17 protein-coding genes and 3 pseudogenes are annotated in these 22,739 nt (G+C 68.2%); 12 read left to right on the forward strand and 8 right to left on the reverse strand.

All coding sequences use genetic code 11. The features are described 5' to 3' along the window. Window positions 1-65: 65 nt before the first annotated feature. Both MKK84_RS21765 and MKK84_RS21770 read right to left on the reverse strand, forming a co-directional pair. Window positions 66-749 carry a type 1 glutamine amidotransferase domain-containing protein gene (locus MKK84_RS21765; RefSeq protein WP_243923514.1) on the reverse strand — a complete coding sequence of 228 codons (684 nt, stop codon included), beginning with the start codon at window positions 747-749 and terminating at the stop codon, window positions 66-68. 102 nt (window positions 750-851) lie between these two features. After that, window positions 852-3,536 (reverse strand): excinuclease ABC subunit UvrA, encoded by a 2,685-nt coding sequence (locus MKK84_RS21770; RefSeq protein WP_243923516.1) that lies wholly within the window; start codon window positions 3,534-3,536, stop codon window positions 852-854. Window positions 3,537-4,143: 607 nt separating this feature from the next. On the opposite strand from MKK84_RS21770, the gene MKK84_RS21775 reads away from it, so the two are divergent. From MKK84_RS21775 to MKK84_RS21785, 3 genes are all read left to right on the forward strand, one after another. Beyond that, window positions 4,144-4,851: an SRPBCC family protein gene (locus tag MKK84_RS21775; protein ID WP_243923518.1), complete on the forward strand. Its 708-nt coding sequence runs from the start codon at window positions 4,144-4,146 to the stop codon at window positions 4,849-4,851. 12 nt (window positions 4,852-4,863) lie between these two features. Then, window positions 4,864-6,033 (forward strand): zinc-dependent alcohol dehydrogenase, encoded by a 1,170-nt coding sequence (locus tag MKK84_RS21780; protein ID WP_243923520.1) that lies wholly within the window; start codon window positions 4,864-4,866, stop codon window positions 6,031-6,033. Between the two features lie 173 nt (window positions 6,034-6,206). Then, a complete protein-coding gene (locus tag MKK84_RS21785; RefSeq protein WP_243923522.1) occupies window positions 6,207-7,046 on the forward strand; it encodes an aldo/keto reductase in 840 nt (279 codons plus the stop codon). A gap of 382 nt (window positions 7,047-7,428) precedes the next feature. Here MKK84_RS21785 and MKK84_RS35975 read toward each other — a convergent pair. From MKK84_RS35975 to MKK84_RS21805, 5 genes and pseudogenes are all read right to left on the reverse strand, one after another. Then, window positions 7,429-7,787: pseudogene (locus MKK84_RS35975) on the reverse strand (hypothetical protein); the annotation flags it as partial. A 484-nt stretch (window positions 7,788-8,271) separates the two neighbouring features. Continuing rightward, the gene (locus MKK84_RS21790) at window positions 8,272-9,303 is read right to left on the reverse strand and encodes an aldo/keto reductase (protein WP_243923524.1); all 1,032 of its coding nucleotides are present in this window, start codon (window positions 9,301-9,303) and stop codon (window positions 8,272-8,274) included. Between the two features lie 97 nt (window positions 9,304-9,400). Further along, window positions 9,401-10,436, reverse strand: a pseudogene (locus MKK84_RS21795) (alpha/beta fold hydrolase). Further along, window positions 10,433-11,170 carry a fatty acid desaturase gene (locus MKK84_RS21800; protein ID WP_243923526.1) on the reverse strand — a complete coding sequence of 246 codons (738 nt, stop codon included), beginning with the start codon at window positions 11,168-11,170 and terminating at the stop codon, window positions 10,433-10,435. Before MKK84_RS21800 ends, MKK84_RS21795 begins: the two are co-directional and overlap by 4 nt. Window positions 11,171-11,185: 15 nt before the next feature. Then, window positions 11,186-11,332: a hypothetical protein gene (locus tag MKK84_RS21805; RefSeq protein ID WP_243923528.1), complete on the reverse strand. Its 147-nt coding sequence runs from the start codon at window positions 11,330-11,332 to the stop codon at window positions 11,186-11,188. 155 nt (window positions 11,333-11,487) lie between these two features. Between MKK84_RS21805 and MKK84_RS21810 the strand changes: the two genes are divergently transcribed. From MKK84_RS21810 to hpxZ, 8 genes are all read left to right on the forward strand, one after another. After that, window positions 11,488-13,047: an ABC transporter substrate-binding protein gene (locus tag MKK84_RS21810; protein ID WP_243923530.1), complete on the forward strand. Its 1,560-nt coding sequence runs from the start codon at window positions 11,488-11,490 to the stop codon at window positions 13,045-13,047. Then, entirely contained in the window at window positions 13,044-14,627 is a 1,584-nt protein-coding gene (locus MKK84_RS21815) for a GMC family oxidoreductase (RefSeq protein ID WP_243923532.1), read from the forward strand. Before MKK84_RS21810 ends, MKK84_RS21815 begins: the two co-directional genes overlap by 4 nt. 312 nt (window positions 14,628-14,939) lie before the next feature. Then, on the forward strand, window positions 14,940-16,559 hold the full coding sequence (locus tag MKK84_RS21820) for an ABC transporter substrate-binding protein (RefSeq protein WP_243923534.1): 1,620 nt from the start codon (window positions 14,940-14,942) through the stop codon (window positions 16,557-16,559). A 4-nt stretch (window positions 16,560-16,563) separates the two neighbouring features. Further along, a complete protein-coding gene (locus MKK84_RS21825) occupies window positions 16,564-17,535 on the forward strand; it encodes an ABC transporter permease (RefSeq protein WP_243923536.1) in 972 nt (323 codons plus the stop codon). A gap of 2 nt (window positions 17,536-17,537) precedes the next feature. Then, window positions 17,538-18,365: an ABC transporter permease gene (locus MKK84_RS21830; RefSeq protein ID WP_243923538.1), complete on the forward strand. Its 828-nt coding sequence runs from the start codon at window positions 17,538-17,540 to the stop codon at window positions 18,363-18,365. Next, the gene (locus MKK84_RS21835) at window positions 18,362-19,978 is read left to right on the forward strand and encodes an ABC transporter ATP-binding protein (protein ID WP_243923540.1); all 1,617 of its coding nucleotides are present in this window, start codon (window positions 18,362-18,364) and stop codon (window positions 19,976-19,978) included. The genes MKK84_RS21830 and MKK84_RS21835 overlap by 4 nt, the downstream gene beginning before the upstream one ends. Beyond that, window positions 19,975-21,156 carry an amidase gene (locus MKK84_RS21840; RefSeq protein ID WP_243923542.1) on the forward strand — a complete coding sequence of 394 codons (1,182 nt, stop codon included), beginning with the start codon at window positions 19,975-19,977 and terminating at the stop codon, window positions 21,154-21,156. The genes MKK84_RS21835 and MKK84_RS21840 overlap by 4 nt, the downstream gene beginning before the upstream one ends. After that, the gene (gene hpxZ / locus MKK84_RS21845; protein ID WP_243923544.1) at window positions 21,157-21,555 is read left to right on the forward strand and encodes an oxalurate catabolism protein HpxZ; all 399 of its coding nucleotides are present in this window, start codon (window positions 21,157-21,159) and stop codon (window positions 21,553-21,555) included. Window positions 21,556-22,251: 696 nt separating this feature from the next. On the opposite strand, the pseudogene MKK84_RS21850 reads toward hpxZ, so the two are convergent. Next, a pseudogene (locus MKK84_RS21850) lies at window positions 22,252-22,347 on the reverse strand (IS630 family transposase); the annotation flags it as partial. Between the two features lie 123 nt (window positions 22,348-22,470). Between MKK84_RS21850 and MKK84_RS21855 the strand changes: the two are divergent. After that, window positions 22,471-22,722, forward strand: a complete 252-nt coding sequence (locus tag MKK84_RS21855; RefSeq protein ID WP_243923546.1) for a response regulator — start codon at window positions 22,471-22,473, stop codon at window positions 22,720-22,722. Window positions 22,723-22,739 lie beyond the last annotated feature (17 nt).

A 22,739-nucleotide genomic window follows, 5' to 3' on the forward strand; every position in this document is an offset into this window, starting at 1 on the left:
AGTGGAGCCCGCTGCGATTCACGAAAGGCTACCACAGCGCCTCACAGGTTGATCGCTCCGGCCGATCATCGATCGTCGAGATACGCTTTGAGGCGCTCGGCCGCCGGTCCGGACGAAGCCGGGTTCTGGCCGGTGATCAGCAACCCGTCCCCGACCACGTAGGGCTGCCAGTCGCCGGCCTTGGAGAACAGGCCACCCTTCCGCTTGAGCTCGTCCTCGACCAGGAAGGGGACCACCGCGGTCAGACCTACGGCCTCCTCTTCGGTATTCGTGAAGCCGGTGACGGCCTTGCCGGCGACGAGCGGCGTGCCGTCGGGCGCCTTGGCATGACGCAGCACGCCGGGGGCGTGGCAGACGAGGGCCACGGGCTTGCCGGCCCCGAGCGTCGTCTCGAGCAGCCGGATCGAGGCGGGGTCCTCGGCGAGGTCCCAGAGGGGGCCATGCCCGCCGGGATAGAACACCGCGTCGAAGCCCGCGTGGGCGACGCCGTCGAGCCGGCCCGTGTTCGACAGGGCAGCGTCGGCCTCAGGGTCCGCCTCGAAGCGCCGGGTCAGGTCGGTCTGGAAGTCCGGCTCGCTGCTCTTGGGATCGAGCGGCGGACGCCCGCCCTTCGGCGAGGCGAGGACCACCTCCGCACCGGCATCCTTGAACACGTAGTAGGGCGCGGCGAGCTCCTCCAGCCAGAAGCCGGTCTTGCGGCCGGTGTCGCCGAGCCGGTCGTGTGAGGTCAGCACCATCAGGATCTTCATCGTCGGTCTCCGGGGCTGGTCTGGGTCTGTCGTTCTGGCTGCCGTCACCGTCTTCCGCTGCTGATCGAGCGGAGAATCCGGGTCGATGGTCCATCAGCGATGTCAGGGTTGCCAGCCCCCATTGCCGTGGGCCTCAAGCTCCTCCCGCAGATAGGGTGCCGTGCGGCTCGCCCGCACCCGGGCCACGAACTCGGGACGGCCGGCCGACACGACGGTGCCACCCAGGTTTCCGGCGCCGGGCCCCACATCAATGACGTGATCGGCCCCCGCGACGACGCGCATGTCGTGCTCGACCATCACGACCGTGTTGCCCGCATCGACCAAGCCGTTGAGCTGGAGCATGAGGCGATCCACGTCGGTTGGGTGCAACCCGGTCGTCGGCTCATCGAGGACGTAGAGCGTGCCCCCGCGCTGCCCCCTCTGCAATTCGGTCGCGAGCTTGATGCGCTGGGCTTCCCCACCGGAGAGCTCGGTCGCCGGCTGGCCCAGGCGCAGGTAGCCGAGGCCGAGATCCCGCAGCACGAGGAGCGGTCGCAGCACGGAGGGCTCGTCCGCGAAGGCCTCGCAGGCGCGCTCGACGGTCAACCCGAGCACGTCCGCAATGGTCAGCCCGTTCCAGGCCACCGCCAACGTCTCTGGCGCGTAGCGAGATCCGTGGCAGGTCGGGCAGGGGGCGTAGACGCTCGGCATGAACAGGAGTTCGACGCTGACGAAACCCTCGCCCTCGCAGGCCGGGCATCGGCCCTTCGCGACGTTGAAGGAAAAGCGGCCGGCGTCGTAGCGGCGTCGGCGTGCCTCGGGCGTGGCGGCGAACAGCTTGCGGACGCCGTCGAACAGGCCGGTATAGGTCGCGAGGTTCGAGCGGGGCGTGCGCCCGATCGGCTTCTGATCGACTTGGACCAGACGCCGGACCCCCTCCAGGCCGCCGACGATGCGCCCCTCCGTCGGACCAGGCGCCTCGTCGAGGGGATCCTCCGGCTCGTCGTCGGTTTCGATCGGCCTGCCGAGACGGTCGCCCACGAGGTCCAGCAGGGCCTGGCTGACGAGGCTCGACTTGCCGGAGCCCGAGATGCCCGTAACCGCGGTGAGACATCCGAGCGGAACCGAGACCGAGACGCCGCGCAGGTTGTTGCGGACGATCCCCTCCAGGCGCAGCCATCCCGAGGGCTCGCGCCGCGGGCGCCGCGGCGGCTCGGCGAGTCCGAACAGGTGCAGGCGCGTGCGCGACGCCTCCACCGCGCGCAGCCCCTCCGGCGGGCCGCTGTACAGCACGGTGCCCCCGTGCTCGCCCGCCGCCGGGCCGACATCGACCAGCCAGTCGGCGCGGCGCATCGTGCCGATGTCGTGCTCGACGACGAACAGCGAATTGCCCGAGGCGAGCAGCCCGGCCAGCGCGTCGTGCAGGGCATCGCCGTCGGCGGGGTGCAGGCCCGCGGTGGGCTCATCGAGCACGTAGGCGACGCCGAAGAGCTGCGAGCGGAGCTGGGTGGCGAGGCGCAGGCGCTGCAACTCGCCCGACGACAGGGTCGTGGTCACCCGGTCCAGCGACAGGTAGCCGAGGCCCAGCTCCGTGAGCGTCCCGATCCGTTCGATGAGATCGGTGGCGAGGCGCTGGGCGGCGAGCCGCTTCTCGATCGAGAGGTTCGGCGTCGCGCGCACGTCCGGCGCACCGGCATGGGCCGATCCCCCGGAGGCGGCGCGCCGAGCCCGATCCCGCCGGCCGGCTTCGCGATCGAGCGTCCCGGGGTCGGCGGCGGTGTCGTCATCGCGCAGCCGGTCCTCGGCGACCGGCCGCATCACCGCGGCGAGGTCGGCGAGCGGCATGCGGGACAGGTCCCCGATATCGAGCCCGGCGAAGGTGACCGAGAGCGCCTCGGGCTTCAGGCGCTTGCCCTGGCAGGCGGGGCAGTCCTCGCTGACGAGGTAGCGCGCCGCCCGTCGGCGCATGAGCGCGCTCTGCGACTTGGTGAAGGTCCCCAGCACGTGGCGGCGGGCGCTCGTGAAGGTGCCCCTATAGCTCGGCTCCAGGCGGCGCTGGCGGGCGCGCCGCGTCTGCTCCGGGGAGAGGCCGGCATAGACCGGCTCCTGCGGCTGGTCGTCCGTGAACAGGATCCAGTCCCGGAGCGCCCGCGGCAGGTCCTTCCAGGGCGTATCGACATCGACCCCCCGGCTCACCAGGATATCCCGCAGGTTCTGTCCGCCCCAGGCTTGCGGCCAGGCCGCGACGGCGCGCTCGCGGATCGTCAGCGAAGGGTCCGGCACCATGGAGGCTTCCGTGGCCCGGTAGATCCGCCCGAGCCCACCGCAGGACGGGCAGGCGCCCTGGGGTGTGTTGGGCGAGAAGTCCTCGGCGTAGAGCATCGGCTGGCCCAGCGGATAGCTGCCGGCGCGCGAGTACATCATCCGCACCAGGCTCGACAGGGTGGTGACGCTGCCGACCGAGGACCGGGCGCTCGGTGTGCCGCGCTGCTGCTGGAGGGCGACCGCAGGGGGAAGTCCCTCGATGGCGTCGACGTCGGGCACGCCGACTTGGTCGATCAAGCGCCGCGCGTAGGGGGCGACCGACTCGAAGTAACGACGCTGGGCCTCCGCATAGAGCGTACCAAAGGCCAGCGAGGACTTGCCGGAGCCGGAGACGCCCGTGAACACCACGAGGGCATCGCGGGGCAACTCCACGTCGACGTCGCGCAGGTTGTGCTCCCGGGCACCCTTCACCGTGACGAAGCCCGGCCGTCCCGCGCCGGATCGGGCGATCCTGACCGGTTCCTTGGGCGTCGGTTGGTCCATCACATCGCCCTCTCGGTGAGTGCTCTCCCGTACGACAGCAAACGCCGCTGCGCCGAGGGGAGATCAAGCGGCGCAGGAACTACCCTCCGCGCGCTCGTCCGTGGATCGCTTCCCTGGACAAAACCCGATGGGGCGCGGCGTGACCGGGAGGGCCCAGATCCCCGCCACCCGCCAAGCCTCTTGCTCGGGCGCGTGGCAAACCCGGCAGATGGTGCCGGTCAGCAAGCGTGGCACCTGGATGCATCCTAAGGGAGATGCCGGCCGGGCCACCGCTCGAAGCTTTGCCTCAAGAACACGCCTGATCGTTGCCGGCGGTGCAACAGCCATTCCTGAAGAGCACGATTCCCACGCGATCGGCGCACGACGCATGGGGGCTTGGCAGAACAACCTCGGTGGATCGCCGAAGCTTGCCGGCTCGCGCAACCAACGAGATTATCCTTAGGGAAATCCCGTATCAAACCAGGGCGCCGCAGCCGACGTTTGTCTTCCAAGAGCAGGGGTCGAGACATGGTGGGACCGGTTTGGAGCCGCTCGCTCCGCGTCCCCTACGCCACCGGACCCTGACACGAGTCCGCCCGTCGCAGCACTCTGACCAAGGGAGTGACCCATGGCTGATCGATCCGGCAACGGCAGACTAGGCGACCACAGGGAGACTTATCGCGCTTCGGCCGGCTCGCGCGAGTATTCTGGGCCCGGCTTCGGCAGCGTCGGATGGGCCCTCGCCGGTGCAGCGGGAGTAGCCGCTCTCGCCGTCCTCGGCGCGCAACGGCTTGATTCGCCGAAACGAAGGCCCGCGCGCGAGACCGACCCTGCGAACGGCTTGAGCGATGAGCCCGAGGTCGAATACTCCATCACCATCGAGCGCCCTGCGGATGTACTCTATCGGATCTGGCGGGATCCAGAGACCCTCCCGCGCATAGTGGCATTTCTGGCTGAGATCCGCCCGAGCGGAGAGGGGCGAAGCGAGTGGCGCGCCGACGGACCACTCGGCCAAAGCCATACCTGGATCATGCAGATCACCGAAGAGCGGCCCGGCGAACTCATCCGTGCGAACGCTGACGGTGACGGCGGCCTCGTTACCGAGTGTGAAATTCGCTTCCGCCCAGCGTCGGGCGATCGCGGCACGGTCGCCACGCTGCGCATCCGCTTCGATCCGCCCGGGGGCATGCTCGGCGACGTGGCGGCGCGCTTCTTCAAGGGCGTCGTACCGAAAGAGATGGCGTCGAAAGCGCTGCACGCCTTCAAGAGCCTCGTCCTGACTGGCGAGATCCCCACCACCGATCGTCAGCCGGCAGCCCGGCGCGATCCCCGCTGAGGAGCTTAGGCCATGCGCGCGTTGTATTGGAATGGCGTCAACGACTTGCGTGTCGGAACCGTCAAGGATCCCGAGATCGTCAACCCTCACGATGCCATCTTGAAGGTCAAGTTATCGACCACCTGCGGTTCCGACCTGCACTTCATCGACGGCTACATCCCGACCATGAAGGCCGGTGACGTCATCGGCCACGAGTTTATGGGCGAAGTCGTCGAGGTCGGGCCGAAGGTGCGGCGGGTGAAGAAGGGCGATCGGGTTGTCGTCCCCTCGTTCATCGCCTGCGGCGAATGCTGGTATTGCCAAGAAAAACTTTTCTCGCTCTGCGACTGCACGCACCCGAAGCCGGAATTGCAGGAGCCTCTCCTTGGATACCCGACCGCCGGCATCTACGGGTATACGCACGCCTTCGGGGGTTATGCGGGATCCCACGCCGAGTACATCCGCGTGCCTCATGCCGACGTGGACTGCTTCAAGGTGCCCGAGGGCGTCGCGGACGAGACGGCTTTGTTCCTCTCCGATGCAGCGCCGACAGGCTACATGGGCGCCGATTTCTGCGGCATCAGGCCGGGCGACACGGTTGCGGTCTGGGGCTGCGGTGGTGTGGGCCTGATGGCCCAGCAGAGCGCGCGGCTGATGGGTGCTGAGCGGGTGATCGCCATCGACCGCTTTCCCGAGCGGCTCAAGATGGCACGGGAACACGCCGGCTCCGAGACGCTCGACTACACGCAAGTACACAGCGTCCTGGAAGCCTTGAAGGAGATGACGGGCGGGCGCGGGCCGGATGCCTGCATCGACGCCGTCGGCATGGAGGCGCACGGCACCGGGTCCCAATACGCTTACGACCGCGTAAAGCAGGCGCTGCGCCTGGAGACCGACCGCGGCCAGGCGCTCCGCGAGGCCATCATGGCCTGCCGCAAGGGCGGCACGCTGTCGGTCCTCGGCGTCTACGGGATGATCGACAAGTTCCCGATGGGCGTCATCATGAACAAGGGGATGACCGTGCGCACCGCCCAGCAGCATGGCCAGGCCTACATGGACCGGCTGCTCGCGCATGCCGCGAAGGGAGAGCTCAACCCGGCCTACCTCGCCACCCACCGCTTCAGCCTCGAGGACGGACCGCGCGGCTACGACATGTTCAAGCACAAGACGGATGGCTGCGTGCGCGCAGTATTCGCACCGTAGACGCGGCCCCCGCAGTGGTGCTTCGCTGCAGCGGCGCATCCCGGCCTTCGCGCCGGCGGTGATCAGGCGGTCCGCCGGCACTCGGTGGCGATCGCCCCGCGGCGGCCGAGTATGATCTGCGGACCCAACCGGCGCTGCCGGGGGCATGGGCTCTTCACAGGGAGAATTCGCCAATGGAGCAGCGCCCGTTTGGGCCAGTGCCGCGCGAGGTTGCCGCGATCGGTCAGGGAACTTGGTACATCGACGACGCGCACCGGCCCACCGCTGTCGCTGCCCTGCGCCGTGGTCTCGATCTCGGTATGACTCATGTCGACACCGCTGAGATGTACGGCGACGCCGAGGCCGTGGTCGGTGAGGCGATCACCGGGCGCCGCGACGAAGTCTTTCTCGTCTCCAAGGTCCTGCCGAGCAACGCCTCGCTTGCCGGGACCTTAGCGGCCTGCGCTCGCTCGCTCGCGCGCCTGCGCACCGACCGGCTGGACTGCTACCTCCTGCATTGGCCTGGCTCGCACCCGCTCGTAGACACCTTCGCCGCCTTCGAGCGGCTTCGCGAGCAGGGCAAGATCCTGTCCTGGGGGGTGAGCAACTTCGACGTGCCCGACCTCGATGCCGCCTGGAAAGCCGGGGGGGAGGGCCGGATGGCCTGCAACCAAGTGCTCTACCATCTGGAGGAGCGCGCGATCGAGCACGCCGTGCAGCCCTGGTGCGAGGCGCACGGCGTCGCCGTCGTCGCCTACAGCCCCTTCGGTCATGGCAGCTTTCCCAGCCCGCTCACACCGGGTGGCCACCTATTGGAGAACATCGCAGCGAACCACGACGCGACCGCACGCCAAGTCGCGCTCAGGTTCCTGGTGCGGCGGCCGTCCACTTTCGCGATCCCCAAAGCGTCCAGCCCCGAGCACGCCGCCGATAACGCGGGCGCGGGCGCGCTTTCGCTGACGGATGCCGAACTCGCCCGACTCGATACGGCGTTCCCGCTCGGGCCGCGGCCGCGTCGGCTGCCCATGCTGTAGGCCCGTGATGCCCGCGTGCCCGGACCAGGCGTTTGTGCGTGGCTCGTCTTGGTCGTTGGGCTGGACGCTTTCGTCGAGAGGGAGGAAATCCGTCAGAAAATCACAATTCTTGCGAATTCCGTGCAGCTGCAAGGGGCAAACTGTAATCGTTTCTCAAAAAATGTCTTCGGGTCGCCGCTCTTCCTGAATTCAACGGAGCAACGTGACGGTACTGTGTCGCGCTACGCGTCTGCTTTTCTACCTTTAAATACAGAAAGCGGAACGGCAGTTTTCGGCCAGACTACGCCACTCGGGATTTCCGCCGCGTGCAAGACCGGACATTCAGCTTCGCGTCCAATGCGGTCATCACGCTCACCGTGACAACGCCTCGTAACCGGACGCTTCAGAAACGTATATCGTCAATCCCCGCAGTCATGGATTTTCGGCATCGCCAAATCAGTGATGTCGCGGCACGGCTGGCTATGTAGCGGCGCCAGCCGCCGCACCGCGTGATGTCGACCACCGCGGCGACGGCCGCCGCCCCTACCAGGAAACCCTTCGGTGCAGTTCCGTCGGCGAGTCGCAGAATGCCAATCGCAGGCGGTTCTGGGATGGCGGCCACGAAGGACCCGAAGGCAGCCGGCGCCAGGGCCCAGACCTCCCTCTTGATCGCGCCCTGTCGTCACCGGCCATCCGGAGCAGTCCGGGACGCTGCGTCAGGCCTCGCGGCAGGGCGTAGAGGAAGTCTTCTGGTCGAGTCGGCGGGGATTGCCGGTGGCTGTGCCCAACAGGCGGCCGCCCGCGATGCGTGGTGACCGTGGAGTTGGGCCGGTAGCATCTGGCGCAAGTCGCTAAAGGTCGAGCTCGCCACGTCGCGTCGCCGTGGCAGGTCGACCGGATGGATCGCCTCGATCCGGCCGTGGCCGGGCGAGATCATCACGTTGCGGCCGGTCAGGAAGATCGCCTCATCGATAGCTGAAGGTGACGAACAGGATCGTCAGCCCGGTGCAGGACGAGAGATGGAGCAGTTCGTCTTGCAGGCGCTCGCGCGTCATGGCGTCGAGAGCCCGACGGTCTCTCGTCCATCAGTACCACTTCAGCCTCGTTAGCGAGCATCCGGGTGATGGCGACGCGCTGCTTTATCCCCCGGTACCGCCCGAGGGCGGCTGACAGCGCCATCTGCCGGCACGCCCCGCTGAAGTGGACCCCGATCGATGCGACGCGCGCGGACGCTGTCAGCGCACCCCTACCACGTCGTCGGCTTCGGGTTGCGCTCGTCGAAACCCTTCTGGTGCCAGTAAGGATAGATTGGTGTCTCCTGGCTCGCCGCGTCGAGGCGCGCAACCTGCTCGGGCGCCAGCGTCCAGCCGAGGGCGCCGAGGTTCTGCTTCAGCTGCTCCTCCGTGCGTGCGCCGACCACGATATTGCAGACGGTCGGACGGGTCAGGAGCCAGTTGAGCGCCACCTGCGCAACGGTCTTGCCGGTCTCGCCCGCCACGGCGTCGAGGGCATCCACGACACCAAAGAGATACTCATCGGAGACCGGCGGCCCGCCCTCAGCGCCACCGGCCGCGATGCGGCCGCTCTGGTTCGGCTGACCGCGGCGGATCTTGCCGGTGAGACGGCCCCATCCAAGCGGGCTCCAAACCATCAGACCGACGCCCTGATCGATCCCGAGCGGCATCAGCTCCCACTCGTAGTGCCGGCCGATGAGAGAATAGTAGCCCTGATAGGCGACGTAGCGGGCGAGCCCGTAGCGCTCCGAGGTCGCGAGCGCCTTCATGAGCTGCCAGCCCGAGAAGTTCGAGGCGCCGATATAGCCGATCTTGCCCGAGCGGGTGAGATCGTCGAGGGCCTGCAGCGTTTCCTCGACAGGCGTGAGCGCGTCGAAGCCGTGCATGAAGTAGACGTCGATATGGTCGGTGCCGAGCCGCTTCAGGCTGGCCTCGCAGGCGCGGATCAGGTGATAGCGCGAGGACCCGACCTTGTTCGGCTCGTCGTTGAAGCGGAACGTCGCTTTGGTCGAGATCAGCGCCCGCTGGCGCTTCCCCTTGAGGGCCTGACCCAGGATCTCCTCCGAGGCCCCCGCCGAATAGATATCGGCCGTGTCGAAGAAGCTGACGCCGGAATCGAGACACAGATCGACCATGTGGGTCGCCTCGGATACGTCCGTCTGCCCCCAGCGCTGGAAGAACTCGTTCGTCCCCCCGAACGTACCGGTGCCGAAGCTCAGCACCGGCACGGTGAGGCCGGAGCGTCCGAATTGCCTGTAGTCCATGAGATCCTCTGTACGATCGCGCGACGCGCGGTGCGCTCGACCGTCTAACACGCGCACCCAGGTCCGCTTTCCCCGCGATGGAGGATGGGCCCGGTGGTCAAGCCGCGCTCGCCTCGGCTGAGGCCAGAAAAGCCCGCACGGTGTCGCGGAGGTAGGCGGCATCGGCCGGGTTGGATGACGGATTGCCGGCGCGGTGGCCCCAGATGCTCGGGATCGGCTGCAGGACGGCATCGCGCAGGTGCGGCAGTTCGGCGGCGTTGTCGGCGACGCGGAAGTAGAGATCCGTCTCGCCCGGCATCAGCAGCAGCCGGGCCGCGATCGCGTTGAGCGCTTGGGCGAGGTCGCCGCCGTAGCGCGGATCACGGCTGATGTCGCCCGCCTCCCAGGTGCAGAGCTGCGCGTAGAGATCGGCCGCAGGGCGTTTGGCGAAGCGCTCCTCCCAGTCGGTGCGCAGGAAGGTTCCGAGGTCCGGCGCGCCGAGCGCGGTGCGGTGGAGGTCGGCCCGATAGAAGTCCTGGCTGAGCGCCCAGCCCGCATAGATGCGCCCGAAGGCCCGGAGGGCGGCGTCCGGCTCGGCCGAGAAGCGGCCCCCGCCGCAATGCTCCGGCGCCGCCTCCAGCACCGCCATGAGACCCTTCAGGAACACGCGGTTGTGGGTGGCGGTGCGGGCGCTGCCGCAGTTGATCACCGCGCGGGGTGACGTGGTCGGGGAACAGGGCTGCCCAATGATAGGCCTGCTGCGCCCCCATGGACCAACCGTAGACGGCATGTAGGCGCTCGATCCCCCACACCTCGGCGAGCAGACGGCGCTGGGCGTGCACGTTGTCCCAGGCTGTGACGAGGCCGGGCCAGTCGGATGTGTTCGACGGGCTCGACGACAGCCCGTTGCCGAACATGTCGGGGATGACAATGAACCAGCGGCCGGGATCCAGCACCCCGTCGGGGCCGATCAACCATTCGAGGTCCGGATGCTGGGCCCCGTAGCTCGTCGGGTAGAGCACGACATTGTCGCGCCCGGGTGACAGGGTGCCGTGAGTCTTCCAGCGCAACTGCGCGCCCGGTAGCACCGCCCCCGACTGAAGCGTCAGGTCGCCGAGTTCGAAGGTTCCGGTGGCCGTCGTCCAGCCGCTCACGGGCGCAGCGTCCGCACGAAGCCGACATGCCAGCGGCCGTAGCCCCGCTGCAGCACGCCGAGCCGCGCGCGCAACGCGGTATGGGCGTCCGGAAGGCGATGGAACGGGATCGACGGGTAAAGATGGTGCTCGGTTTGGAAGGGCATGTTCCAAATCAGGAGCCGCATGAGGCCGTTGGTCAAGGTCGCGCGCGTATTGGTCAGGCCGTTGTCGTTTATCGTGCAGAGCGTGTGCTTCGTGAGGAGGTAGAGCCGAAGGAACGGCTGCCCGAGGAGCTGCGGCCCGATCCAGAAGATCAGGGGCGCCCACCAGCCGACCAGAACCACGGCGAGCGCTGCCCCGGCGAGCAGGAACGCACACATCGACCGGATCGAGCGGATGATGCGGGGCGCGGCGCGATCGGTGACGAACGGGTAGGCGGATAGATCGCCGCGCAGGCCGGCTGAGGCCACCTGTAGGCGGGTTCGCCAGTAGGGCGGCGCCAGCACGCGCCAGACATAGGCGTCCAGGGTGGAGGGCGGCATCAGTGCGAGTTCCGGATCCCGCTCGGGATCCTGGGTGTGGCCATGGTGAGCGAGATGGAAGGCCGTATAGAAGTGCCAATTCAGCAGCGACGGACAGGCCACCAGCCAGCCGACGATTGCATTGGCCCTACGCGAGCGGAAAGCGGTCAGGTGGACGGTCTCGGAGATGGGCGCGAACAGGGCCGATTGCGCGATGCCCAGCAACAGCATGGCGGGCAGCAGCGTTCAGGGCCCCGATTGCCAGACCAGCCAGCCGGCCCCGGCCAGCATCAGGAGATGCGCGCCGAGGCGGATGGCACCGCGCCGATCCGAACGCTGCGACAGCACCTTCACCTCGGCACCTGTGAGAACCCGTCCACTTGCGGAGGCCATTCGTTTCCCTGGACCGTTTGAGCGCCTCGGAGACGCATGGGCTTTGCAGCATCCATGCCGGTGTCTCGGCTCTAGCCCCAGGCGCGTGCGATCGGCTTGGTGTCCCGTTTGGTATCCCGTTTGCCTAACGGGGCCGGGCAAAGGGTGAATGCGAAATGAGACGATTCTGGTTTTCCGGACTGCTCGCGGCCGCGGCGCTGCTTGCGCCGATCTCCGGCCGCGCGGAAACGACGGTGAAGGCGGTGCTGGAGGCCGAGATCGTCACCCTCGACCCCTACTTCACCACGGCCTACATCACGCGGACCTTCGGCTACATGGTCTACGACACGCTGTTCGCGCCGGACGCGACCGGCGTGTTCCGGCCGCAGATGGTCGACACGTGGTCGGTGTCGGATGACCGTCTAACCTGGCGCTTCACCCTGCGCGACGGGTTGCGCTTCCACGACGGCGCGCCGGTCCGGGCCGCCGACTGCGTCGCCGCGCTGCGGCGCTGGGCAGCCCGCAGCGCGCTGGGCGGCCGGCTCATGGACGTGACCGCCGGCCTCGAGGCCGTGGACGACGGGACCTTCGTGCTCACGCTCCGGGAGCCCTACGGCCTTGTCCTCGACACGCTCGGCACGACGTCGAGCCCCGCGCCCTTCATCATGCCGGCGCGGCTCGCCGCGACGCCCCCGACGACGCAGCTCGCTGAGGTCGTGGGATCCGGTCCGTTCGTGTACGACCGCGCCGCGCACATCCCCGGCGACCACATGCTGCTGCGCCGGAACCCCGATTATCGACCGCGTCCCGAGCCAGCCGACTTCCTGGCCGGCGGCAAGGTCGTGAAGGTCGACGCCCTCGATATCCGCGTCATCCCCGACGGGGCGACGGCGACGGGCGCCCTCGGCGCGGGCGAGATCGACTACATGCAATACGCGCCCTTCGATCTGATCGGTCAGATCGAGGCCAACAAAAACTTGGCGGTGATGAACTTCACCGGGCCGCACAGGTTCACGGGCCACTATCGCATCAACACGGCGTCCAAGCCCTTTGACGATCCGGCGATCCGGCGTGTCCTGCTGCGGCTCGTCGATCAGCGCGAGGTTCTGGACGGGTTCGGCCTTGATCCGCGCTTCTCGCAGACCTGCGACGCCTTCTTCATCTGCGGCTCGCCCTATGAGACCCATGTGGGGACGGCGCTCCTGCACGACCCCTCTGTAGCGGCGGCCGGGGCTGCCCTGAAGGCGACCGCCTACAAGGGCGAGCCGGTGACCGTGATGGTGGCCAACGATCTCGAGGCGGCGCGCGTGTCCTCGACCATCCTGGCCGACCGGCTGAAGCAGGCCGGCTTCACCGTGGATCTGCAGGTCATGGATTGGGCTGCTCTGCTCGCCCGGCGCACCAAGAAGGTCGGCTGGAGCGTTTTCGGCATCCATGCACTCGGGCTCGATCTCAGCTCGCCGCTGACGAACTCCGCGATCAACTTCAACTGCAAGGACGCTGCGAGTTCCGGGTTCATGTGCGACCCGCGCATGGTCGCCCTGTTCGATCGTTTCGCCCGCGAGCCTGATCTGGACACGCGGCGCACCATCGCGGGCGAGATCCAGGCGATCGTCTACGGCGAGGGGCTGGTCGTCCCGTTCGGCCAGTTCGCGCAGCCCGCGGCCTACCGGACCTCACTCACCGGTCTGATCCCCTCCGCCATCCCGCTCTTCTGGAACGTCGCGAAGCCATGAGCACAGCCCCGTACGATGTCGTCGTGGTCGGTGCCGGCTCCGCCGGAGCGGCTCTGGCGGCCCGCCTCTCGGAGGATCCGCGCCGCCGGGTGCTCCTGCTGGAAGCCGGTCGCGAGTGGCGCTCCGCCGATGCGCCGCCGGCGCTGCGCTCGGCCAACATCATCCCGTTCATGTATGACCCGGGCCATCAAGCGGACTGGCAGTGGCCGGGACTGATGAGCCGGCGGACCCGTGTGCAGGAGCCCCGCTTCTATTGGCGCGGTCGCGCGCTTGGCGGCAGTTCGACGGTCAACGCGCAGATCGCGATCCGCGGCGTGCCCGCGGCCTTCGACGCCTGGGCGGAGCAGGGCTGCACCGGCTGGTCGGCCGCGGCTGTGCTGCCCCTCTTCGACCGGATCGAGGACGATGCCGATTTCGGCGTGGAGGATGGCTGCCGGCGCGGCGGTCCGCTCCCGGTCTACCGCGCGAAGCGAGAGGCCTGGGGCGCGGTGGATCTGGGGCTCCGCACGGCTGCGCTCGCGGCTGGCCATCCCTGGAAAGCGGACCTCAATGCGCCGACGGGCGAGGGCGTCTCATGCAACCCGATCAACAGCCGCGACGGTCACCGCGTCACCACCAATGACGGCTATCTGGAACCGGCGCGCGACCGGCCAAATCTCGAGATCCGCTGCGAGGCCCTGGTCGACCGCGTCCTGTTCGAGGGACGACGGGCGGTCGGCCTGCGCGTGCGCTTCGGTGCGGAGCCCTGGACCGACATCCAGGGCCGTGAGATCGTTCTGTGCGCCGGCGCCGTCCACTCCCCGGCCATCCTGATGCGTTCCGGGATCGGACCGGCCGAGCCGCTCCGCGCCCTTGGCATCCCCGTCCGACAAGCGCACGACGCGGTCGGCCGCAACTTCATGGACCACCCGATCCTGCGGGCGACCATCGATCTCAAGCCGGAACACCGGGCCCTTGGTCCGGATGCGCGCCACACCAATTGTTGCGTCACCTATTCGAGCGGCCTCGCGGGCGGCGGGGAGCGCGACATGATCTTCGTCGCCTACAACCACCGGACGCTGACCGGGCCGGCACCGACGCCGCAGGGCGCGATCGGCGTCGGCCTCTACGACGTGTTCTCGCGCGGGACGCTGCACCTCACCGCGGCCGATCCAGAAGCCAACCCGGTCATCGACGAGAACATGCTCGATGACCCGCGCGATCGCCTGCGGATGCGCGACGCGGTGCGCCGCCTTGCAGGCCTGTCGGAGAACCCGGCCCTGGCCGGTCTCGCGACGGCGATCCGGTTCGGCGAGAGCCCGCTCGCGATCGGCGACGCCGCGCGCCTCCCGGACGACGAACTCGATGCGCTGATGCTCGCCGAGGCCGGGGACATCCAGCACGCGGCCGGCACATGCCGCATGACCGGCTGGCAGGACGCATCCGGTGTCGTCGATCCCGATCTCAAGGTCCGAGGACTCGACGGGCTGCGGGTTTGCGATGCCTCGATCATGCCGAGCGATTGCCGGGCCAACCTGCACTTTACCTGCGTGATGATCGGCGAGAACCTTGCGCGGCGGATGCGTGAGGAGAGGACTTGATCGTCGTGAAGGCGTGGCGATGGCGTTTCCCCGGTTCCTAGGCATGCGCCCGTCTCGCATTCCGATGCGCGCCGCCTGATCGTCGTGAAGCTGTCGTGATGGCGCTGTGCCGGCCTGCCACTGATCGGTCGAGCAGGCCATCAAGACGCCCGTATCGGGCAAAGTCGGCACGATTATGTGCCTGATCTTTCAGCGCAAGCGACTGTTGCGCGAAATAATACTCTCACTCTTGCGGCGTAATCGATCCATCTACGTCGCATCTGCATGGCACGGGTGTTGCGAAAGGGCTGGACGCTTCAGGAGTCTTCTGGCTTGTCTCGCACGTCCGACGTGACCAATCTTTCCCGCCGCACGGTTCTGGCGCTTCCTCTCGGCCTCGCGGCCGCCGCGAGCGGCGCGCGCGCCGCCGAGCCGAAGCGCGGGGGCACGATGGTCATGATCGTCCATCCCGAGCCCTCGACCCTGGCCCATTACGCGGTATCGGCGGGCAACATCCCGCCGATCGCCACGCAGGTCTACGAGGGGCTGTGCACCTACGACTGGGACCAGAACCCACAGCCGAACCTCGCGAAGTCGTGGGAGGTCGAACCCGACGGCAAGACGATCACGTTCAAGCTTCAGGACGGCGTGACCTTTCACAACGGCAAGCCGTTCACCAGCGCCGACGTGCAGTATTCCTTCATGGAGATCTTGAAGAAGTACAATCCGATCGCGCCGGTCATGCTTGCGGAGCTGGTCGCTGTCGATACGCCGGACCCGATGACCGCAATCCTGCGGCTCGCCAATCCGGCGCCCTACCTCATGAAGGCGCTCTCCGGGCGCGACCTGCCGATCCTGTGCCGCTCGGTCTTCGAGGGCACGGACGTCCTCCAGAACCCGAGCGCCAACAAGCCGATCGGGACCGGCCCGTTCAAGTTCACGAGCTGGGAGCGCGGTCAGTTCGTCCGCCTCGATCGCAACGAGACGTACTGGAAGCCCGGCCTGCCGTATCTCAACCGGATCGTCGCCCGATTCATTCCGGACGCCGCTACCCGCTCGGCCGCCATGGAGGCAGGGGAGGCGCATTTCGCCGGGTACAGCGCGGTGAACTACGCTGACCTGGCGCGGATGAAGACCAACCCGATCCTCGATCTGACGACCAAAGGCTACGAGATGACGCCGGCCCAGAGCGTCCTTGAGCTGAACGGCCGTCACCCGCAGCTCCAGAAGAAAGAAGTGCGCCAGGCGATCGCCTACGCCATCGACCGCAAGGTCATCCTCAAGGACGTGATGTTCGGCTACGGCTTGCCCGCCACCGGACCGCTCAGCCGCAAGTTCAAGACCGCCGGCCTCTACACCGACGATGTGCGCCAGTACGACGTGCCGGACCGACTGGACATCGCCAACAAGCTGCTGGACGAGGCCGGCGCCCCGCGCGGCGCGGACGGGACCCGCTTCGCCCTGCATCTGGAGGTCAATTCCTTCGGTGAGCAGTGGCTGCGGCAGGCCGAGTACCTGAAGCAGGCGCTGGCCGGCGTGGGCATCGCCGTGACGCTGCGCTCGGAGGACACCGCGACCTGGCTGAGGCGCGTCTACACCAACTACGATTACGACCTGAACGAGCCGTTCCTCAGCCAAGGCGTCGACCCGGTCTATGGGCTGAACAAGCAGTTCCTCACCAGCCAGATCCGCAAGGGCGTGACCTTCGTCAACGACACCTTCTATTCGAATCCCGAGGTCGACCGCATGCTCGGCGAGGGCGCGCGCGAGCTGGACGCGGAGAAGCGCGCCGCGCTCTACAAGAAGGTCCAGCAGGTCCTGGCGGAGGACAGCCCGATGATCTGGCTCATCGACGTGCAGTACGTCAGCGTCTCCAACCGACGCCTCAAGGACCACACGACCGGCCCCCTTGGAACCCAGCAAGCCTTCGAACGGGCCTGGATGGACAAGTAGTCCCGTGCGACTCGCGCGTTTCCTCGGTTACCGGCTGCTGCTGGCGATCCCGGTGGTGCTCGGCATCGTCGTGCTCAACTTCTTCCTGATCCACCTCGCCCCCGGCGACGCGGCCTCAGTGCTGGCGGGCGAGAGCGGCGCGGCGAGCCCTGAATACATGGAGCAGCTGCGCCACAAGTTCGGCCTCGACCAGCCGCTTGCCACGCAGTTCGGCGTCTACCTGCTGAACATGCTCCACCTCGATCTCGGCTACTCGTTCCGCAATGACAGCCCGGTGGGAAGCCTGATCGTCGACCGGCTCTGGCCGACCGGGCTGCTGATGCTGACTGCATTCGCCGCCGCGTTGCTGATCGGCACGCTGCTGGGCCTCGTGGCGGCGACCGGGCGCAATTCATGGCGCGACGCGGTCATCTCCCTGGTCAGCCTCGTGGCCTACGCGACTCCGGGCTTCTGGCTCGGGCTGATGATGATCGTCGTCTTCGCGATCCGCCTCGGCTGGCTGCCCACCAGCGGCTACGACACGGTCGGCGCCGACAACGAGGGCTGGGACGAGGTCTGGGATGTCGGCCGCCACCTCGTCATGCCGGCCGTCGCGCTCGCGCTGTTCTACCTCGCGGTCTACGCGCGGGTGATGCGCGCCTCCGTGCTGGAGCAGGTTGGCATGGACTACGTCACCACCGCCCGCGCCAAGGGCCAGACTGAGGCGCGGGTGATGACGGGGCACGTCCTGCGCAACGCGCTGCTCCCGGTGGTCACCATAGCGGGCGTTCAGGCCGGCAACCTGATCGGCGGCTCCATCGTGGTCGAGACGGTCTTCGGCTGGCCCGGGGTCGGCACGCTGGCCTTCAACGCGCTCCAGTCGCGCGACCTCAACCTGCTCCTCGGCATCTTCTTCGTCTCGGCCTGCCTCGTGGTCGTGATCAACCTCGCGGTCGACCTCGTCTATGTCTGCCTCGATCCGCGGTTGGAGCTCTAGCGATGCGCACGGGCTTGGCGCGGTTCGCGCGCAACCGCCTCGCGCTGGCGGGCGCGGCGGTGCTCCTCGGGCTGGTCGCCCTCGTGGCGCTCACGCCGCTGCTCTATCCGGGCGATCCGTTCCGGCTCGTGGGCCCCGCCCTCCAGCCGCCGGGCGGCCCGTTTCTGCTCGGCACCGACACGCTGGGCCGGGACGTGGGCGCCGAGATCGCGTACGGCGCCCGCACCTCTCTGATCATCGGCCTCAGCGCGACCGGGGCGGCGATCCTGTTCGGGACGCTGATCGGCGGGCTGGCCGGCTACTACCGGGGCAGCGTCGAGGTCGCGCTGATGCGGATCACGGAGTTCTTCCAGACGATCCCCGCCTTCGTGCTGGCAATCCTGATCGTGGCGATCCTGTCTCCGTCGCTGTTCAGCGAGGTCGTGGCCATCGTGGCCGTCTCCTGGCCCGGCATTGCCCGGCTCGTCCGGGGCGAGTTCGTGGCGCTCGGCAGCCGCGAATTCGTGCTGGCCTGCGACGGCCTGGGGGCGGGTGACGCTCGCATCGTCTTCCGCCACATGCTGCCGAACTGCACCGCGGCCATCATCGCGGTCGGGACACTCCTGATCGGCACGGCGATCCTCATTGAGGCGGGGCTCGCCTTCCTCGGCCTCGGCGATCCCAACGTCATGAGCTGGGGTCTGATCATCAGCTCGGGCCGCGCGGTCCTCCGGTCGGCCTGGTGGATCTGCACGTTCCCCGGGCTGGCGATCCTGCTGACCGTCCTCGCCATCAACCTCGTTGGGGACGGCCTGAACGAGGTCCTAAACCCGAGGCTCCGTGAGCGATGAGCGACGCCGTCCTCGAGATCGAGAAGCTGACGATCACGCTGCCGCCCGGCGCGGACCGGCCGAATGCCGTCTCCGACCTCGACCTCGTCCAGCGGCCCGGCGCGGTCACCTGCCTGATCGGCGAGAGCGGATCGGGCAAGTCGATGGTGGCGCGCGCGATCCTCGGGCTGCTCCCGGGGCCGCGTGTGCGCGTGTCGGGCGGGCGCATCCTATTCGAGGGCGCGGATCTCGCCGCGATCACCCCGCGTCAGATGCGGCGCGTCCGGGGGGCGCGCATCGCGATGATCTTCCAGGAGCCCATGACGGCTCTGAACCCGCTCCACACGATCGGACGGCAGATCGACGAGGTCCTGCGGATCCACACGACGCTCGGACACGCAGACCGCCGGACGCGCATCCTCGCGCTTCTCCAGAGCGTCCACCTCCCGGACCCGGCGCAGCTCCTGCGCTCGTACCCGCATCAGCTCTCGGGCGGTCAGCGGCAGCGAGCAATGATCGCCATGGCGCGGGCGGTGAATCCGCGGCTGCTTATCGCTGACGAGCCGACCACGGCGCTCGACGTCACCACGCAGGCGCAGATCCTCCACCTGATCCGCGACCTGCAGCGCGAGCACGGCACCAGCGTCCTGTTCATCACGCACGATTTCGGCGTCGTGGCCGACATCGCCGACACAGTCGCGGTGTTGCAGAAGGGCGTTTTGGTCGAGCAGGGGCCCGCGGCTTCGGTGCTCCGGGCGCCAAAGCATGCCTACACGCGCGCGCTCATCGCCGCCGTGCCGAAGCTCGCGCCGCCGCCGCGCCGTGCCGTCAGCACCGCACCCCTGGTGGTGGAGGCCAAGCGGGTCGAGAAGACCTACGGCGCCCGGGGCCTGTTCGGCGGCCGCGTCACCCGGGCCCTCGACGGCGTGGACGTCACGCTGCGGCGGGGCGAGACCCTAGGCGTCGTCGGCGAGAGCGGCTCGGGCAAGAGCACGCTGGCGCGGGCGATCACCCGGCTGATGCCCGTCGATGGCGGCGAGATCCTCCTCGCCGGGCACAGCGTCGCCGACCTGAGCCGCCGCCAGATGCGTCCGCACCGCCGGCGCGTGCAGATGGTGTTCCAGGACCCCTATGGCTCCCTCGACCCGCGCCAGCGCGTGGTCGACATCGTCGCCGAGGGGCCGATCATCCACGGCACCGAACCCGGAATCGCGCGTGTCCAGGCGTGTGAGATGCTGGCGCTGGTCGGCCTCGACCCCGCGGGGGCGCAGCGCTTCCCGCACGAGTTCAGCGGCGGCCAGCGTCAGCGGATCGGCATCGCCCGGGCCCTCGCCATGAAGCCCGAGATCCTCGTGGCCGACGAGCCGGTCTCGGCCCTGGATGTCTCGGTGCAGGCGCAGGTCCTGGCGCTGCTCGCCGACATCAAGGCGCGGCTGCATCTCAGCATGCTGTTCGTGACCCACGATCTCCGGGTCGCGCTGCAGGTCTGCGACCGGATCGCGGTGATGCGCGCTGGTCAGGTGGTCGAGGTCGCGCCGACGTCCGAGATCTTCTACGCGCCGAAGCACCCCTACACGAAGGCGCTGTTCGCCGCCGTGCCCGGCGCCCAATGGCAGGAACCGATCCCCGCATGACGACCGCGCAGCCTCTCTCGACGGACCCGTTCCTGCCTGGGCCGCGCATGCGCGTCGCCGGATCCGCGACGGGGCCGCTCGCCGGCCTCACCTTCGCCGTCAAGGATCTGATCGACGTCGCCGACGCCCCCACGGGGGGTGGCAACCCGGACTGGCCGCGGGTCTACCCGACGCCGACCCGCCATGCCGGGGTGGTGCAGACGCTGCTCGATGCGGGCGCCTCAATCGTCGGCAAGACGGTCACCGACGAGGTCTCGCTGGGGATCCTCGGCGAGAACGCCCACGACGGCACGCCGCTCAATCCCGCGATGCCGGACCGGGTGCCGGGCGGCTCGTCCAGCGGCTCGGCCTCCGCGGTGGCCTCAGGGGCCTGCGATTTCGCCCTGGGCACCGATACCGGCGGCTCCGTGCGTGTGCCGGCGAGCTTCTGCGGCCTCTACGGCATCCGGCCGACGCACGGCCGCATCGACTTTTCCGGGATCTGCGTGCAGGCGCCGAGTTCGGATACCTGTGGCTGGTTCGCCCGGGACGCGCGCACCTTCGCGCGGGCCGGCGCGGTGCTGCTCGGCCAAGGGATGCCGGACCGCCTGCCGCACACGCTGCTCGTGGCCGCCGACGCACTCGGCTTCGCCGACGCCGCCGTGCAGGAGGCGCTGGCTCCGCAGATCGACCGCTTGGCCGCCCTGATCGGCAACCGGCGCGACGTGACGCTTGCGCCGCAGGGCCTGTCCGTCTGGCAGCGGGCGCAGCGGGTACTGCAGAGCAGCGAGGCGTGGCAGACTTTCGAGCCCTGGCTCGATGCCTGCAATCCACGCATGGCCTTCTCGGTTGCTCGCTCGCTGATCCAGGGCTCGATGATGACCGATGCCGAGCGCAGCGCCGCGAGCCTGATGCGGATCGAGGCAAGGGCCCGCCTCGCGCGGCTCCTGCCCCCGGGCACGATCCTGTGCCTCCCGACCACGCCGTTCCCGGCGCCCCTGCGCGGGCTGCCGCTCGGCGCGCTGCATCCGCTGCGCGAGCGCATCGCCTGCCTGACGAGCCACGGCGGGCTCACCGGCGTCCCGCAGGTCAATCTGCCGGGCGCCCACGTCGATGGCGCGCCGGTTGGCCTGTCGATCATCGGTGCGCGCGGCACCGATCTCGACCTGATCCGCCTGGCGGTCGCTCTGGAGGGTTGAATGGACGTGACGGTGAACCGCCCGGAGATAGTGGCGGAGATCGCAGCTCTGTTCGAGCGCTACGAGCAGGCGCTCGTCGAGAAGGATGTCGCCGTCCTAGACGCGACCTTCTGGGACAGTCCACACACGATCCGCTATGCGCTGGCCGAGAACTGCTACGGATTCGACGAAATCCACGCTGCCCGCGTTGCGGCTGATCCGCCGCCGGGCGGCGCCAAGGAAGCACGGATCCGGCTGGAAATCCTGACGGTCGGGAGCGACTTCGCCACCGTCAATCTGGAGTTCAAGCCGCGCGGTAAGCCCGGCATCGGGCGTCAGAGCCAGACCTGGATGCGCTTGCCCGGTCTCGGATGGAAGGTAGTGTCCGCACACGTGTCCATTCTGCCGATCGGGTCGTGACGCATGATCGCCGGGCGCGGAGGACCGGACACATCTAAGTTCGGTCAACCCCACAGCTTGTCTCCGCCGCCAGGCAGGCACCGAAACGAGCCAAAGCGGTGAACCAGCTGGCGCGCCTGACGACACCCAGAGGACACCTGAACTGAAGCAGCGGCTGGGCTACGGGTACGAGCCTACTTATTTCGAATTGGTCGGTCTGAAATCAATAGCATCGCAGGCCATGGACGCGCCGTGTTGCCCCACTCAACTGGAAGCAGTCGCCGCGGTACCACATGGGACCATAAACGACGATCCCCAGGTCTTGGGCCTTATTTCGGCCTTCGAAGGGCGCGTTACCCGTGCCCAGGTGCATCCGAGTTTGCTCATGGACGGGCACCAGAACCGAGATCGTACCGTCTCGCCTAGCAGCGATCGAGGAGAAGTTTTTCTGCATGCCCGATGTAGATCGGGCTCGCGGAGATACGATCCGAACCTCGGCTTGATCATCTGAACAAGCATCCTCCGTCCTTCTCTCAGCCGAGGATGCTGTATAACTTGGTGCGCTCCATCGATGGCTTGTCTATTCACGAATGGGCCTGAGTTTCGCTTTCGCAGCGAACATGCTTGGAAGCCGCTGTTCCGCCTTCGGCCAAACCCGGTCAGCGGCTTGGCGCCCATTCCAACCATTTGACCCGTCATTGGTCATCCCCAAAAGCGCACACCGAACCGGGCCGCTGCTCGGTGAAGGGAAGCGGCCTCGGCCAAAGCCGCCACGACGCGCTCGCGCAGATCTGCAGACAAGCGTGAGGGCAACGCTGGCTCCTCCACCACTCGACGCCGCAACCGCCACTCCGTCGCAACGTCCACGGGAACGGCTCTAAACCCGTCGATTGCTCTCTGACGCATCCGCCTGGGAGCCGCCCAACACTCTTCGTAGTGGACGAAGGCGCCGGGGTCTGCGAGGTCACCGCGACCAAACTCGCGGAAGCCGCGTACGATGGACGCGAGGCATCCTCAGGCCTGCAGGGGCTGGCCGCTCTTGAGGCTGACCCATGCGTCGACCACGTCGTGCTCGACTTCGCCATGCCCCGCATGAACGGCGTCGAGGCGGCGGAAACCCACAAGCGCTGGCGGGCCATGCCAGTCCTGTTCGTGACCGGCTTCGCGGACCCTGCCGCGCTGGCCTAGGCCGGAGCGGACGGGGC

This window comes from Methylobacterium sp. E-065, assembly GCF_022829605.1.
Taxonomy (GTDB): Bacteria; Pseudomonadota; Alphaproteobacteria; order Rhizobiales; family Beijerinckiaceae; genus Methylobacterium.